The following is a 14,843-nucleotide window of genomic DNA, read 5'->3' on the forward strand; positions in this document are numbered from 1 at the left end:
CAAAAAAACTTGACCTTGTAGCGCGTTTCGCAAAAAAACCGCGCGTGCCTACCAGCGCGAGCGGTGGCTTTCCGTCACGCCCGCCAGATGCGCCACGATGCGCTTGGGAGATTGCGCGCTGGTGCGTACCCAGCCGCTGAAAGTACCGATGGGCTGGATGTAGCGGCTGGCGGCGATCCACAGGTTCTTGTCCTCGCGCCGCGCGCCTTCAGGCTTGAAGTGCAGGTCCAGTAAATCGTCGTCCGTCCACACGTGCCAGGGCGCCAGCGGGTTGTCGGGATTGAAGTCAAAATGCGCGCGGCCCAGCGCATACAGCTGGCCATCGAGCCACAGCGCATTTTCATGCGCGCCGAAATAGCCGGCCTGCAGATTGAAACCCAGGTCCAGGCTGTGCGCCGAAGCCCAGCGCCATTCCGTCTCGCGCGCCAGCAAGCCGTTCGAATAGTCGAAACTGGCCACGCCGTCATCGAGGCTGTAGCCCATGGCGCCGCAGCGCACCGTGCCCCACAAAGGCAGGCCGCCCGATTTTTGCGTCGCATGCACACTGCCGCCTTCGGCCACCGGCCCGATAGCCAGCAGGGTCGGCGCCACGGGCGGGCCGAATTCCGCATCGATGCCGAAATGGCCGCAATCGAGCTGCAAACGGTAGCGCTGCTGCGGCTGGGACTCGATGACGATGGTGTGCGACAGGAAGCGGAAACGGCTGCTGGCAGCGGCGTGCGGCGCCACGGCAGCGGACAGGCCAGGAATGCCATCCTGCGAAAAGCTGGCCACGATCTTGCCCTTGTGACGGTCGAAGGCATACGCGAACGCCGTGCTGGTCCAGCCGAGGTCGACGATGGCCACGCCGCAAAACAGGGTGGGCGTGGACAGGGCCACGTAATGCCAGCGCTTGTGGTGGAACAAACGCCAGAAGGCGCCGCGCGCATGCGGCGGCGACAACGCGGCCCAGTCGAAGGCATTCAACTGCCCCGTGTAGCGGCCGAAACGGGGCTGGCCCTCGGCGTCCAGCAGTTCGGGCGGGGCTGGTGGCAGCATCATGCGACCCGCCTTGCCGCTTCGCTGCCATTCTGCAGGGCGGCAGCCAGCTGCGCGCCAAAGGCTGCCGGCTGCGCTCGCGCCATATCAATCGCGGGGCACGCATGCCAGTGCGCCAGGCGCTGCACGGCGCCGGCCACGTCCTGCACCAGGCGGGCACTGAGACGCACGCCGTCTTCCAGCGCCAGCGACTTGATCTCGAAGCGCCCCTGCGCGCGGTGCGCCTTGGCGTCCAGGCGCCCCACCAGCGCACCGCGGCGCAGGATAGGTAAAGTGAAGTAGCCGTGGCGGCGCTTCTCGGCCGGCGTATAGCATTCAAGCCGGTAGTCAAAGCCGAACAATTCCAGCGCGCGGCGCCGGTCCCAGACGACGGGGTCGAACGGCGACAATATCGTCGTCAGGGTGGGCGAGAGCTTGCCGGCCGCCGCCGCGCGCATCCATTCGCCATGCTCGGCATGCACGTAGACGGCATCATCCCAGCCGGCTACTGCGCAGCGCAGCAGCACTCCCTCGTCCACCAGCGCCTGCAAATCCTGCGCCAGACTGGCGCGCGACTGTTTCGTGCGGAAATAGTCGCTGATCCAGCTGGCCCGCGCCAGGCCCAGCGCCTTCACGCTGGCCAGCAGCAGGTGGCGGCGCACCTGCTCTTCAGGCAGCAGCAAGCCATCGTGCCAGCCGGGCAGCACTCTTTCGGCCAGGTCGTAATAGCGCTGGAAATGATGGCGTTTCGCGATCATCAGCACGCCCGACGTAAACAGCACTTCCAGCGAGCGTTTCTCCGGCTTCCAGCTCCACCAACCGCCCGCCTGGCCATCCGTGCGTTCAAAGTCAGCCGAGCGCGCGGGGCCGTTGGCACGGATGTGCTCCAGCACGGCGGCCACGGCATCGCCCTGCTCGGCCATCCATTTGACCGAGTATTTCCAGCCCATGGCGGCCGGGTCGAGCATGCGGTGGCGATACAAGCCATAGTCTTCGATGGGCACGAAGCAGGCTTCATGCGCCCAGTATTCGAACAGCGCGCCCTCGGCCAGCAATTGCTCCAGCCACGGCTGCGGATAATCGCCCAGCCGGCTCCACAGCACCAGGTACGGGCTGCGCGCCACCACATGGATGGTGTCGATCTGCAGCACGCCCATCTGGCGGATGGCGGCCAGCACGTCGGCCTTCACGGCCTTCTTGCGGCGCGCTTGCAGCAATCCCTGCGCGGCCAGGTGCAAGGCGCGCGCGGCAGCCAGCGATAAAGGGGGGAGGTCGGGAGAAATGTGCTTGTCTGGGCTGTGCATAGCTGAAAGATACCGCATTCCGCGTGACCCTTGCACGTTTTATCGCTATCGGCTTGCCCGGCAACGGCAGGCAGCCCAGGCGCACGACGCCGCAGCCGCCGACGAGAACACAGCGCCGTGCATTCCCGGCCAGCTTGTTAAGAATCTCTTAAGAACTTCTGCGCATGATCCGGAGCCAAATATTTTTTGGGAAGCCAGGTCAGTAATTGTAAATGATTCTTATTGCTTTCATGATTCCCATTACCCAAAAAATACAGACCAATTACGAATCAACCCTCCAGGAGTTTGCATGTCCAACAGCACCCGCCGCGCGCGCCTGCCGCGTCCCACCACCCTGGCCCTGGCCTTGGCCGCCCTGTCCTGCCTGCCCGCTCACGCCCAGACGGGCACGCCTGCCAGCATGCCCGAAGTGGTGGTTTCCGCCTCAGGTTTTGAGCAGGATATCAAACAGGCGCCCGCCTCGATCACCGTGCTGACGCGCGAGGAGCTGTCGAAAGAGCGCTTCGGCAACCTGACGCAGGCGCTGGAAAGCGTGGAAGGCATCGACGTCGGTGCGGCGGGCGACAAGACGGGTGGCATGAACATCAGCATCCGCGGCATGCCCAGCGACTACACGTTGGTGCTGATCGACGGGCGCCGCCAGAACGCGGCCGGCAATGTCACGCCGAACGGCTTCGGCGGCACGCAAACGAGCTTCATGCCGCCGCTGGCCGCCATCGAGCGCATCGAGATCATCCGCGGCCCCATGTCGACCCTGTACGGCTCGGACGCCATGGGCGGCGTGATCAACATCATCACGCGCAAGGTGGCCAAGCAATGGATGGGTTCTATCTCGGCCGACTACACCTTGCAGCAGGAATCGGACTTTGGCGACGTGAAAAACGGCCGCTACTACCTGAGCGGCCCCATCGCCGCCGACCTGCTGGGCCTGTCCCTGCGCGGCAGCAAGCAGCGCCGCGATGCGGCCGATATCCGCTACAACGGCGCGGCCGGTCCGGGAACCGCGCCGAACATGGGCGCCAACCCCGTGCGCGCGGACATTGAAAACGTTGGCGCGCGCCTGGCCTTTACGCCAAACCGCTACCACACCGTCATCCTCGACGCCGACGCGGGCCGCCAGACCTACGACAATTCGAAACAGCAGCTGGGCACCTTGGGCTTGCAGGGCGGCTACGGTCCCGAGCAGAAATACAAGCGCGACCAGTGGACCCTGTCGCACACGGGCCGCTTCGGCTTCGGCACGCTCGACAGTAGCTACATGGTGAACAAGACGGAAACTCTGGGCCGCACGATTCCGCCAGGCACGCCGGGCGCCGTCGCCGGCAGCGCGCGCACGCTGGAAGTGGAAAGCCAGGTGTTTGACACGAAATTGGTCATGCCTTTGGGCAAACACATGGCTACCGTCGGCGCGCAATGGTGGAAAGCGGACATGACGGACGGCGTGGCGCCAAAGAAATTCGAATTCACGCAAAAAGCCCTGTACGTGGAAGACGAATGGCAGGTGCTGGAGCATGTCGCGCTGACCTTCGGCGCCCGCCATGACAATCACAGCATCTTTGGCGGCCAGACCAGCCCGCGTGCCTACGCCGTGTGGAATGCGACGCCGAACTGGACCATCAAGGGCGGCGTCAGCAAGGGTTACAAGACGCCGCGCGTGGAGCAATTGTCGCCTGGCATCAACGGTTTCGGCGGCCAGGGCACGATTCCTCTCGTCGGCAGCCCGAACCTGAAGCCGGAAACGAGCACGACGACGGAAATCGGCGCGTATTTCGACAACCTGGCGGGCTGGACCGCCAGCGGCTCCCTGTTCAACAACGCATTCAAGGACAAGATCACCACGGGCACAGGCCTCGTCAACTGCGATTACCGTCCCGCGCCGAACCGTCCCGGCTGCGTCAGCTTCGGCAACTGGCCCAACGTCGATGCGTTTGGCCAGTCGGTCAACGTGGATGAGGCCGTCACGCGCGGCGTCGAGCTGAACACGCGCTTCCCGCTGGGCAAGACCTTGTCGGCCAGCGCCAACTACACCTACACGGAAAGCGAACAGAAGAGCGGCAGCAACGCCGGCAAGGCCCTGAGCGACACGCCCAAGCACGCCGTCAATGCGCGCCTGTCGTGGGATATCTCGCGCGAGTGGAACGGCTGGCTGCGCGCCGAGTACCGCAGCGAACGCTTCCGCGATCCGGGCACCTCGGCTTCCACGCGCGCCGCCAAGGCCGCGCTGGGCGACTACCAGGGTTACACCATGTTGCACCTGGGCAGCAGCTACCAGCTGAACCAGCGCGTCACCCTCAACGCGGCCGTGTACAACTTGCTCAACAAGGACTTCGTCGACTACCAGCCTTACCGCGCTCCGACGTTGACCTACGCCAACCGCTACGTCAACAGCCTGGACGGACGCCGTCTGTGGCTGTCAGCAACCGTCGATTTCTGATCAAGCGGGCGGCCTGCGGGCCGCCCGTTTTTTCGTCAAGCCGCTTTAGGCTTGTCGATGCAGTAACCGATCGCATGCACGGTGCGTATCAAATCCCGCCCCAGCTTCTTGCGCAGGTGGTGGATATGCACTTGCACGGCATTGCTTTCCACTTCATCGCCCCAGCTGTACAGGTTTTTCTCCAGCTGTTCCCGGCTCAGCACCCGGCCGCCGTGTTCCAGCAGCAGTTGCAGGATGCGAAATTCCTTCACCGTCAACATCACGGGCATTCCCCCTTGCGTCACCTGCCGGTCCGCGATATCGAGCACCAGGTCGCCGTGCACGAGGTTTTCGCGCAGGCGGCCGGCGGCGCGGCGGCAAGCGCTGCGAATGCGCGCGGCCAGCTCATCGAGGTCGAACGGTTTCACGATAAAGTCATCGGCGCCCGCATCGAGTCCGGCGATGCGCTCGCCCACCTGGTCGCGCGCCGTGACGACCAGCACGGCGCCGCTATAGCCGTTGTCGCGCAGCACGCCCAGCGCCTGCATGCCGTCCTGCCCCGGCAAGCCCAGGTCGAGCAGGATGCAGCCATAGTCGTGCAGGCGCACGGCCGTGTGCGCGTGTTCGGCGCTCGTGACCCAGTCGACGGCATAGCCGCCCTGTTCCAGACCGATCTGCGTGGCGCGGCCCAGCTGCGGGTCGTCTTCGGTCAGCAAGATGCGCATGGGATCAAGGCCGGATGGCCCGCTCAGTCCTTTTTCTTGATCAGGCCAGCGAGCGCGGCGAAGGGATTGTGCGTGGCGGGCGCCACCTCGGCCGATAGCAGGCCGGCGCCACGGTCCGCTTCCAGATAACGCGAGTGCTCATTGTCGTGGCAATACAGGCACAGCAGTTCCCAGTTGCTGCCATCGGGCGGATTGTTGTCGTGGTTATGGTCGCGGTGGTGCACCGTCAGTTGCTGCACGTTGGCGCGCGTAAATTCGCGCATGCAGCGGCCGCATACCCACGGATACATCTTCAGCGAGCGCTCGCGGTAGCCGCTCTCGCGCTGGTCGGCGGCGCGGCGCGCTTCGGCCACGATCTTGTCCAGTCTTGCCGCGTCGGGCTTTTTACTCTGCATGACAACTTTCGATATGGGAGGGAGAAGCACTCATTTTAATGAGGATGGAGGCGCAATTGTACTTTTTCTGCCACGCCGCCAGCCCGTATCGCCGCCGGCGTGCTTTTTTTAGCGTGCGCGGCACCACGAATATTTGATTTAACGCAAAATAAGCCTAGCGACAGACCGCGAACAGACGATGGGAGCGGCGGCAACAGGGTTACGCGCAAGGCAGCCGGATCGGCTATCATGCGCGCCACGCCGCCCCTCCCCTTTTCCATGAATATAGCCTGCAAGCGCCCGTGATAGCGATAACAAGACCCCTGCAACGCCTTGCCCGCCGCCTGTACCGTTTCAGCCTGGTGCCCCTGTTCGCGCTCATCTTGCTGCTGGCGCTGTGGGCGGCCGTCTTTTATCAGGTGGGACAGGAGCGAGCCAGCGCCGTGCGCGACGCCGTGGCCGTCAGCCAGTCACTGGCGCGTACTCTGGCCGACCATACCAGTTTCACTCTGCGTCAGACCGATCACGCCACGCAATTGTTCAAGCTCAAATACGAGGAAACGGACGGCGGCCTGCGCCTGAATGAATTCACGCGCCGCCAGGGCCTGCTCGACAGCGTGCTGCCATCAAAACTGGCACTGCCGATCGCGCTGGTCGACGCGCGGGGCAATGTGCTCGACAGCACTAACGCCTATTTGCCGGAAAACCTGGCCAAGCAGGCATTTTTCAGGGCGCTGGCCGCCAATGCTTCCGACACGGCCCTGGTCGACACGCCCATGCTCGACGCGGGCAGCAAGCACTGGACCATCCGCCTGGCGCGCCGCCTGAACGATGGTCAGGGCCGCTTTGCCGGCGCCATCATCATCCACGTCGACCCCACCTATTTTGTCGACGATTACGATCGCCTGAACCTCGATGAACAGGGAGCGCTGATGCTGGTGGCACGCGACAGCGGCCTGACGGTGGGACGCATCGGCGAGCAATTGATTCTCAGCGACCGCATCGACTTCCGCATGCCTGGGCCGCCCCAGCATGCCGCCGAAGAATTGCTGATCGAGCCGCCCGTCGACAAGACGGCGCGCATCTACAGCTACCGCGAACTGCCGCGCTACCCGCTGCTGGCCGTGGTGGGAGTGAGCCGCGCCACCGCCCTGACGCGCTTCGAACACCGCCGCCTGGCGTATGTCGGCGCGCTGCTCGCCGCCAGCGTGCTCATTGCCGGCTTTACGGCCCTGCTGATGCGCCAGAGCGCGCGCCTGCGCCGCAGCATCCGCCAGGCAAAGGAAACGCAAGCGCTGCTGCGCGCGGCGCACCAGGGCAGCCTCGATGCCGTGCTGCTGCTGAAGGCCTGGCGCCCAGCGCCGGGCAAGCCGGTGGAAGACTTCATCTTCGCCGACGTCAACGAGCGGGCCGCCGACATGCTGGGCAAGCCACGCTCCGAACTGCTGGGCCAGCGCGTGCTGCCGCGAGTGCCGCTGCTGCGCGACGAGCGCTTTTTCAAGCGCTTCGTGCTGGTGATGGAAACGGGCCGGCCGCTGGAAGATGAATTCGAGCTGCCGCTGGCCTCGGGCGGCACACGCTGGCTGCGCCATCAGGTGGTGCCGATCACCGACGGCGTGGCCGTCACTTCGCGCGACATCAGCGCCCGCAAGCACGACGAACTGGCGCTGCAGGACAACCGCAGCTTCCTGCAGTCATTGATCGACCATTTGCCGGTGCTGGTCTACGTGAAAAGCGCGCGCCCGGAAAATTTCGGCCAGATGGAAGTGTGGAACAAGGCGGCCGAGGATATCACCGGCCACCTGGCCGCCGACGTCATCGGCAAGACAGATTGCCAGGCATTCCCGCCCGACTTCGGCCTGCACGACGCCGCGGACGACCGCGCCATCCTGGCAGAACGTGGCGTCATCGACCATACGGAAAAACCGCTGCGCCTGCATGATGGCAGCCTGCGCTACCTGCGCGCCGTCTCCGTGCCCGTGTTCGATGAGCGCCAGCAGATCGAACATATCCTGTGCATCGCCGAAGATATCTCACAGCGTCGCCAGCAGGAACTGGAACTGCGCCAGAAACAGGCCGAACTGGCCGCCGTCAACGACGCCTCGCCGCTCGGGCTGGTGCGCCTGGACCGCCAGCGCCGCTGCACTTACGTCAACCGCACCTTCGAATCGATCACGGGCCTGCCGCGCGCCGCCGCCCTGGCCGCCGGCTGGACCAGCGCCCTGCACCCGGACGACTATCCGCTGATGCACGTGGCGCTGGAGCAGCTCACGCGCAGCCATGCGCCGTTCCAGTCCACCCTGCGCTGCCTGCAGCGCGACGGCAGGCTGGTCTGGGTCTCCGTGAAGATCGCCCCCATCCTCATCGACGGCCAGATCGAAGGCTATGTGGGCAGCCTGGACGACATCACCACCCTGCGCGAATCGGAAGTGGCGCTACGGGAAAGCGAAGCGCGCCTGCGCACCATCGCCGACTCCCTGCCGGCCATGATCGCGTATATCGACGCCGACCAGGTCTACCGCTTCCTGAACATCGCCTATGAGCGCGAATTCGGCTTGACGGGCCGGCAGGCGCTGGGCAAGAGCGTGCGCGAGACCGTCGGCGAGGCGCGCTACCGCACGATGGCGCCATATATCGAAAGAGTGCTTGCCGGTGAAACCCTGAGCTTCGAGGAAGAAGACGAAAAAGAAGGCATCGAGCGTTGCATGGAAGTGATCTACATCCCGCAGATAGGCGAAGACAGGCTGCAGGTGGCGGGCTTTCACGTGATGCGCCAGGATATCACCGTGCAAAAGCGCGAAAAACAGCGCTTGCTGAAGCTGGCCCAGGTCGATGCCCTGACCGGCTTGTCGAACCGCGCCGGCTTCCAGCAAAAACTCAGCGACGCCATGCACGCCAGCCGCCGGCAGCGGCACCTGATGGCCGTCATGTACATGGATATCGACCGCTTCAAGCCCGTCAACGACACGCACGGCCACGGCACCGGCGACGCCCTGCTGCGCGCCTTTGCGCAGCGCCTGACGCAGACCATGCGCGCCACCGACATCATCGCCCGCCTGGGCGGCGACGAATTCACCATCATCATGGAACAGATCACCCGGCCCGACGACGCGGCCGTCCTGGCGGAAAAGATCGTCGCCGCCATGCAGCAGCCGTTCGAACTCGATGGCATCATCGTGCGCATTTCCGCCAGCATCGGCCTGGCCTTCTACCGCGACGAAGACATCCCCCCTGCCGTACTGCTGCAGCGGGCCGACGTGCTGCTGTACCAGGCCAAGCAGGATGGCAGGAACACGTATCGCGCGGGTGCTGCAGTAGTTTGATCCAGCCAATGGCGCCTGGCGCCATTCCTGCTATATTGGCGCCTGTCTTCCCTACCCTTGCCCCACCATGCGCCTGCTGCACACTTCCGACTGGCATCTGGGCCAGACCCTGCACAACTACGAACGGGGCTACGAACATCAGCGCTTCCTCGACTGGCTGCTTGACACAGTCGTGGCCGAACGCGTCGACGTGCTGCTGGTGGCCGGCGACGTGTTCGACAACGCCAACCCGTCGGCCGCCTCGCAAAAGCAGCTGTACATGTTCCTGCAGCAGGCGCGCGCGCGCCTGCCCGCGCTACAGCTGGTGGTCGTCGCCGGCAACCACGATTCGGCCGGTCGGCTGGAAGCGCCCGGCCCTCTGCTGGCCGCGCACGGCACCCACGTGATCGGCCATGTGCTGCGCGGCGAAGATGGCGATATCGACCTGGAACGCCTGCTGCTGCCCTTGTCGGGCGCCGATGGGCAGGTGCAGGCATGGTGCCTGGCCGTGCCCTTCTTGCGTCCCGGCGACGTGCCGAAGCTGCCCGCCGGCGACACCCAGGATGCCTACCTGGGCGGCATCGCCCTGCTGTACCGCCAACTGGCGGACCTGGCGCTGGCGCGCCGCCAGCCCGGGCAAGCCATCCTTGCCATGGGCCACTGCCACATGGTGGGCGGCGAAATGTCGAACGATTCCGAACGGCGCATCGTCATCGGCGGCACCGAGATGCTGCCGTCGGGAATCTTCGATGCCGCCATCGCCTACGCGGCGCTGGGCCACCTGCACAAGGCGCAGGCCGTCGGCGGGCAAGAACACATCCGCTATTGCGGCAGCCCGATTCCCCTGTCCTTCGCGGAAGTGAACTACCGCCACCAGGTGCTGTGCCTCGATATCGAAGGCGAGCAATTACGCGAAGTACGCGTCATCGAGGTGCCGCGCGCCGTGCCCCTGCTGCGCGTGCCAAGCACGCCTGCGCCCATAGCCGAAGTGCTGGCGCAGCTGGCTGCCCTCGACGTGCCCGCTGCGCCACCGGAAGCGCAGCCCTTCCTGGAAGTGCGCGTGCGACTCGACGCGCCCGAGCCGGGCCTGCGCACGCGCATCGAGACGGCGCTCGACGGCAAGAGCGTGCGCCTGGCAAAGATCGAGACGTCGAGCGCCGCGCGCAGCAGCGCACCCGAGAACATGACGCTCGACCAATTGGGCCAGCTGCAGCCGGACGACATCTTCCGCCGCTTGTACCTGCAAAAATACGCCAAGGAAGCACCACCCGAACTCCTCTCGGCCCTGGCCGAACTGCTGCTGCCCGGCGCCTGAGCGCACCTGAGAACCATGAAAATCCTGAAAATCAGCGGTAAGAACCTGGCTTCGCTGGCCGGCGAATTTGAAGTCGACTTCCAGCAGGAGCCGCTGGCGTCCGCCGGCCTGTTTGCCATCAGCGGCCCCACGGGCGCGGGCAAGAGCACCCTGCTCGACGCGCTATGCCTGGCGCTGTACGACGCTACGCCGCGCCTGTTGAAGGTACTGGGCAGGGGCAGCGCCCTGCCTGACGTGGGCAAGGAAACCGTCAACGCCCAGGATACGCGCACCCTGCTGCGCCGCGGTACGCCGGACGGTTACGCGCAAGTCGATTTCGTCGGCAACGACGGCGCTCACTACCGCGCGCGCTGGAGCGTGCGCCGCTCGCGCACCCGGGCCGAAGGGGCGCTGCAGGCGACCGCCATGAGCTTGCACCAGCTGCCAGCGCTGCAGCCCATCGGCGGCACCAAGACGGAAGTGAAGGACGAGATCGAGAAACGCATCGGTCTGACGTTCGACCAGTTCACCCGCGCCGTGCTGCTGGCGCAGAACGAGTTTTCCACCTTCCTCAAGACAGAAGACAATGAACGGGGAGAATTGCTGGAAACCCTGACGGGCAGCAGCATCTATACCGATATTTCCGTGCGCGCCTTCGAGCGGGCGAAGAAGGAAAAGCAGGTCCTCGAACGCCTGGGCGAAAAACTGGCCGACCAGCGGCCCTTGTCGCCGCAAGAGCGCACCGACGCCGAGGCGCTGTGCGGCGCGGCCGAAAGCACCCTGCAACACCTCGACCTGCGCAAGGCGGTGCTGGAACTGCAGCAGCGCTGGCACCAGGAGACGCACAAGCTGCACGCCCAGGTAAGCGCCGCGCAAGAAGCGCTGGGCAGCGCCGATGCCGAACGGGCCGCCGCAGAAGAGCGCCGCAGAGCGCTGGCGCAGTGGGAATTGCTACAGCCGGCGCGGCCCCTCATCGACGACGTGGCGCGCCTCGCCAGCGAGATCGCCAGCACCGGCGCGGCACTGGAAGCGTCGCGCGTACAGGCGGCGCACGCCGTGGCCAGCGAAGCGCAACTGGCGCAAGCCTTGCAGCTGGCTGCAGCGGCCTTGCTTGCCAGGGAAGGGGCGCAACGCGATGCGGCGCCCCTGCTCGATGCCGCCAAGGCGCTCGATGCCGGCATTGCAGCCCACTTGCCGGCGCACCGCCAGGCGCAAGATGGCGCCCTGGCCGCCGACCAGGCCAACGAGAGCGCGCGCAGCGCGCTGCACGATCTGCAGCAGCGCCAGCACGCCATGCAGGCGGAGCAGGAAACGGGCCGCCTGTGGCTGGCGTCGCACCAGCAGTGGCAAGCGCTGGCCACGTCGTGGCAATTGTCGGACCAGCTGTTCGCCCAGGCCGGCCAGGCCGCCGCGCAAGCCGATGCGGCCGATGCCAAGGTTGCCGAAGCGGCGCAGCTGGTGCGCGCGGCAGGCAACGCGGGCCACGAAGCACAAGCGGCGTTGACGGCCGCCGCCGCCACGCTCGCCGCGCACGACGCGCAGCGGCGCGAGGCGCTGTCCGCCGTGCAGGCCATCGACGGGCAGCTGCTGCAGGAACAGCGCGGCCAGCTGGAAGACCATGCGCACCAGTTGAATGCGGCGGAAAAGACGTGGATGGAGCTGGCGCGCCAGCAGCAGGCGCTGGCGCACGGGCAAGCGAGGGCCGCACAACTGGCGCAAGCCACGCAAACGGAACACACGGCGCTGGCGGCGGCAGCGGCACAAACGGCATTGCTGGAAGCGCGCCTGGCGCAGGCGGAAAAGTCCTTGAAAGGCGCGGAAGCGGCATGCGCGGCCAGCGTCGAACAGCTGCGTGCGACCTTGCAGGATGAACAGCCCTGCCCCGTCTGCGGCGCGCTGGAGCACCCGTACACTCACGCCGACCATAGCAACCACGCCTTGAAGGCAATGCTGTCCAGCTTGCAGGATGACGTGCTGGCCTGCCGCGCGCAGGCGCGCGGCAATCTGGAGCAGCTGGCCACGCACAAGGCGGCGCTGGCCGGCTATGCGCGCGAACAGGCGCAAATAGCGCCCGAACTGGCGGCCCTGCCGTCCGCCATCGCCGCCCTGGAGGCGCAGTGGCTGCCGCATGCCGCTACCCTGCAATTGCCGCCCGAAGACCAGCGCGCGGACTGGTTCACGCAGCAACTGGCGGCCAATGCGGCCGGCTTGCAGGCGCTGGCGCAGCAGGAGACGGCGCTGCGCCAGGCCAGCGCGCGGCGTGAGCAAGCGCAGGCGGCGCACGAACTGGCAGGCGCGGAACACGGGCGCCTGACGGCCGCCGTCGCCGAAACGCAAACACGGCTGGCGCAGTTGCAGGCGCAGCTGGCGGCCAGCCATGACAAGGCGGAGACGTCGCGCAGCATGCTTGACGGCTTGTTGGCGCAGCTCGATGCCGCGTTTGACGACGTGGAAGGCGCCGAAGGCTGGAAAGATGGCTGGCGCGCCGGCCCCGCCGCCTTCCGCGCGGCGCGCGACACGGAAAGCCGGCAATGGCTGAAGCAGCAGGCGGACCAGGATAGCCGTCTCCACGCGCTGGCGACCCTGGCCGCGCAACTGGACGCGGCCAATGCTGCCGCGCGCACGACGCAGCAGCTGGCACTGGAGGCGCATGCGGCATACGCCGCCCTGGACGCGCAGCTGAAAGCGCTGCAAGCGCAGCGCGCGGCGCTGTGGAATGGCCAGGCCGTGGCCGAGGTGGAAGGTGCGCTGGCAGGCGCCGTCGCGCGCGCAAAAGACCATCTGGCGCAGCAGCAAGCGGCGGCGCAAGCGGCCAGCCAGGCGCGCGCGCGGCTGGACGAAGCATGCACGCAAGCGGCACTGCGCCTCGATACCTTGCGCCAGCAAGACAGCGATGCCGCGGCAGCGCTGGAGGACTGGCTGCACCGGTTCCAGCTTGCCCATCCGGCCCATGCGCCAGCCGACATGGCAGCCTTGCGTGCGCATCTGGCCATCGCGCCGGAAGCCATGCGCGCGGAAAGGGACGCCCTGCAAGTGATCGCCGACCGCCATACGGCGGCGCTCTCCGTGCTGGCGGAGCGCCGGCAGCAACTGGCGGCCCACCTGGAGCGGCCACCGGAAGCACTGGAAACGGACGTGGCGGCGCTGCAGGCCGCGCTCGACGCGCTTGGCGCGGAACGCAAGGCAGCCAATCAGGAAGCGACGCGCCTGCGCCTGGCCATCGCGCAGGACGATGCGCGGCGCCACAGCGCGCAATCGATGCTGGCGCAGATCGAGGCGCAGGCGGCCATCGAGCGGCGCTGGGCCAGCCTGAATGAATTGATCGGCTCGGCCGACGGCAAGAAATTTCGCAACTATGCGCAGCAATTCACACTGGAAGTGCTGCTCGGCTATGCCAACGCACACCTGAATCACCTGGCGCGTCGCTATCAGCTGGAACGCATCGACAATCCGAACAATCCGTCGCTGGGCCTGATGGTGCGCGACCAGGACATGGGCGGCGAACTGCGCTCCGTGCACTCGCTGTCGGGCGGCGAATCGTTCCTCGTCTCGCTGGCCCTGGCGCTGGGCCTGGCTTCGCTATCCTCGAACCGCGTGCGCGTGGAATCGCTGTTCATCGACGAGGGCTTTGGCAGCCTCGATACGGAAACCCTGCGCGTGGCCATGGATGCGCTCGACGGCTTGCAGGCGATGGGGCGCAAGGTGGGCGTCATCTCGCACGTGCAGGAAATGACGGAGCGCATCGCCACCCGCATCCTTGTGCAGCCGGGGTCCGGCGGCAAGAGCGTGGTGACGGTGCGCTAGCGGAGTGGCAAGGACGTCAGCGAAGCAGGGGTTCCCGTTCCAGCCTGAGCAAATCCCAGCCCAGTTCGCGGCGGATTTGCTCGGGGTCGGGCGGGGGCCGGCGCTGTTCCAACTCCGCTTTCAACCACTTCCTGACCAGCTCCTTGGCGGGCTGTACTGGCTTTTCCTTGTCATGCTTTTCCATGGTGCTACCTCTTCAATGGCGGTCAGCTGACCTCCTGTATACGTTCAACGTCATGGCGCGGATTCAGTTGACGTGCGCGTGGCGCAGATGCAACAACGTGTAACGGTGGCCGGAGTGCGTTAAAATCGCCGCCTTCGCGCAGGCACCGCCTACGCCCCGCAACAGTTCAAGGAAACCCATGAAAGCCGCCCGCAGCCTCACCTTCAAGTGCGTAAAATGTCACAAATCCATGCAGGTCTACCTGCAAAAAGTCTCTGCCTGCTCGCATATCCAGCCGTATCAGGGCATTTGCGCATGCGGCGAACTCAAGCGCCACGCCACGGGCCAGGCCGATGCCGTCAAGTCTTACCTGGAGTCGGCAGACGGTAGCTGGTCGCACCACCACTAATGGTTAAAGAATGGGGAGATACTGCCGTTAATTCGCAT

The 14,843-nt window shown here is 65.9% G+C and carries 10 protein-coding genes; 5 read left to right on the forward strand and 5 right to left on the reverse strand.

Translation table 11 applies throughout. The annotated features are described in order from the left end of the window. Window positions 1–48: 48 nt before the first annotated feature. Together ACQ4WZ_RS13335 and ACQ4WZ_RS13340 are read right to left on the reverse strand one after the other, a co-directional pair. The gene (locus tag ACQ4WZ_RS13335) at window positions 49–1,041 is read right to left on the reverse strand and encodes a DUF2804 domain-containing protein (protein WP_436573638.1); all 993 of its coding nucleotides are present in this window, start codon (window positions 1,039–1,041) and stop codon (window positions 49–51) included. Next, entirely contained in the window at window positions 1,038–2,321 is a 1,284-nt protein-coding gene (locus ACQ4WZ_RS13340) for a winged helix-turn-helix domain-containing protein (protein ID WP_436573639.1), read from the reverse strand. Before ACQ4WZ_RS13340 ends, ACQ4WZ_RS13335 begins: the two co-directional genes overlap by 4 nt. 289 nt (window positions 2,322–2,610) lie before the next feature. Between ACQ4WZ_RS13340 and ACQ4WZ_RS13345 the strand changes: the two genes are divergently transcribed. Then, window positions 2,611–4,755, forward strand: a complete 2,145-nt coding sequence (locus tag ACQ4WZ_RS13345) for a TonB-dependent receptor domain-containing protein (RefSeq protein WP_436573640.1) — start codon at window positions 2,611–2,613, stop codon at window positions 4,753–4,755. Window positions 4,756–4,790: 35 nt separating this feature from the next. Here ACQ4WZ_RS13345 and ACQ4WZ_RS13350 read toward each other — a convergent pair whose 3' ends face one another. Further along, window positions 4,791–5,459, reverse strand: a complete 669-nt coding sequence (locus ACQ4WZ_RS13350) for a response regulator (RefSeq protein ID WP_436573641.1) — start codon at window positions 5,457–5,459, stop codon at window positions 4,791–4,793. A 23-nt stretch (window positions 5,460–5,482) separates the two neighbouring features. Continuing rightward, a complete protein-coding gene (locus ACQ4WZ_RS13355; RefSeq protein ID WP_034755042.1) occupies window positions 5,483–5,854 on the reverse strand; it encodes a YajD family HNH nuclease in 372 nt (123 codons plus the stop codon). A gap of 281 nt (window positions 5,855–6,135) precedes the next feature. Here ACQ4WZ_RS13355 and ACQ4WZ_RS13360 point away from each other — a divergent pair, with 281 nt between their 5' ends. The 3 genes from ACQ4WZ_RS13360 (at window position 6,136) to ACQ4WZ_RS13370 (ending at window position 14,233) form a co-directional block, all read left to right on the forward strand. Then, window positions 6,136–9,156 (forward strand): PAS domain S-box protein, encoded by a 3,021-nt coding sequence (locus ACQ4WZ_RS13360; protein WP_436573642.1) that lies wholly within the window; start codon window positions 6,136–6,138, stop codon window positions 9,154–9,156. Between the two features lie 67 nt (window positions 9,157–9,223). Next, on the forward strand, window positions 9,224–10,450 hold the full coding sequence (locus tag ACQ4WZ_RS13365; RefSeq protein ID WP_436573643.1) for an exonuclease SbcCD subunit D C-terminal domain-containing protein: 1,227 nt from the start codon (window positions 9,224–9,226) through the stop codon (window positions 10,448–10,450). Between the two features lie 15 nt (window positions 10,451–10,465). Then, complete coding sequence (locus tag ACQ4WZ_RS13370) at window positions 10,466–14,233, forward strand: AAA family ATPase (RefSeq protein ID WP_436573644.1); 3,768 nt, start codon at window positions 10,466–10,468, stop codon at window positions 14,231–14,233. 16 nt (window positions 14,234–14,249) lie between these two features. Here ACQ4WZ_RS13370 and ACQ4WZ_RS13375 read toward each other — a convergent pair whose 3' ends face one another. Next, window positions 14,250–14,417, reverse strand: coding sequence for a hypothetical protein (locus ACQ4WZ_RS13375; RefSeq protein ID WP_166674825.1), 168 nt, complete (start codon window positions 14,415–14,417; stop codon window positions 14,250–14,252). A gap of 178 nt (window positions 14,418–14,595) precedes the next feature. Here ACQ4WZ_RS13375 and ACQ4WZ_RS13380 point away from each other — a divergent pair, with 178 nt between their 5' ends. Beyond that, complete coding sequence (locus ACQ4WZ_RS13380) at window positions 14,596–14,805, forward strand: hypothetical protein (RefSeq protein WP_034755039.1); 210 nt, start codon at window positions 14,596–14,598, stop codon at window positions 14,803–14,805. The last annotated feature ends 38 nt before the right edge of the window (window positions 14,806–14,843 follow it).

Origin of the sequence: Janthinobacterium darwini (assembly GCF_051380905.1) — a bacterium.
Taxonomy (GTDB): Bacteria; Pseudomonadota; Gammaproteobacteria; order Burkholderiales; family Burkholderiaceae_D; genus Janthinobacterium.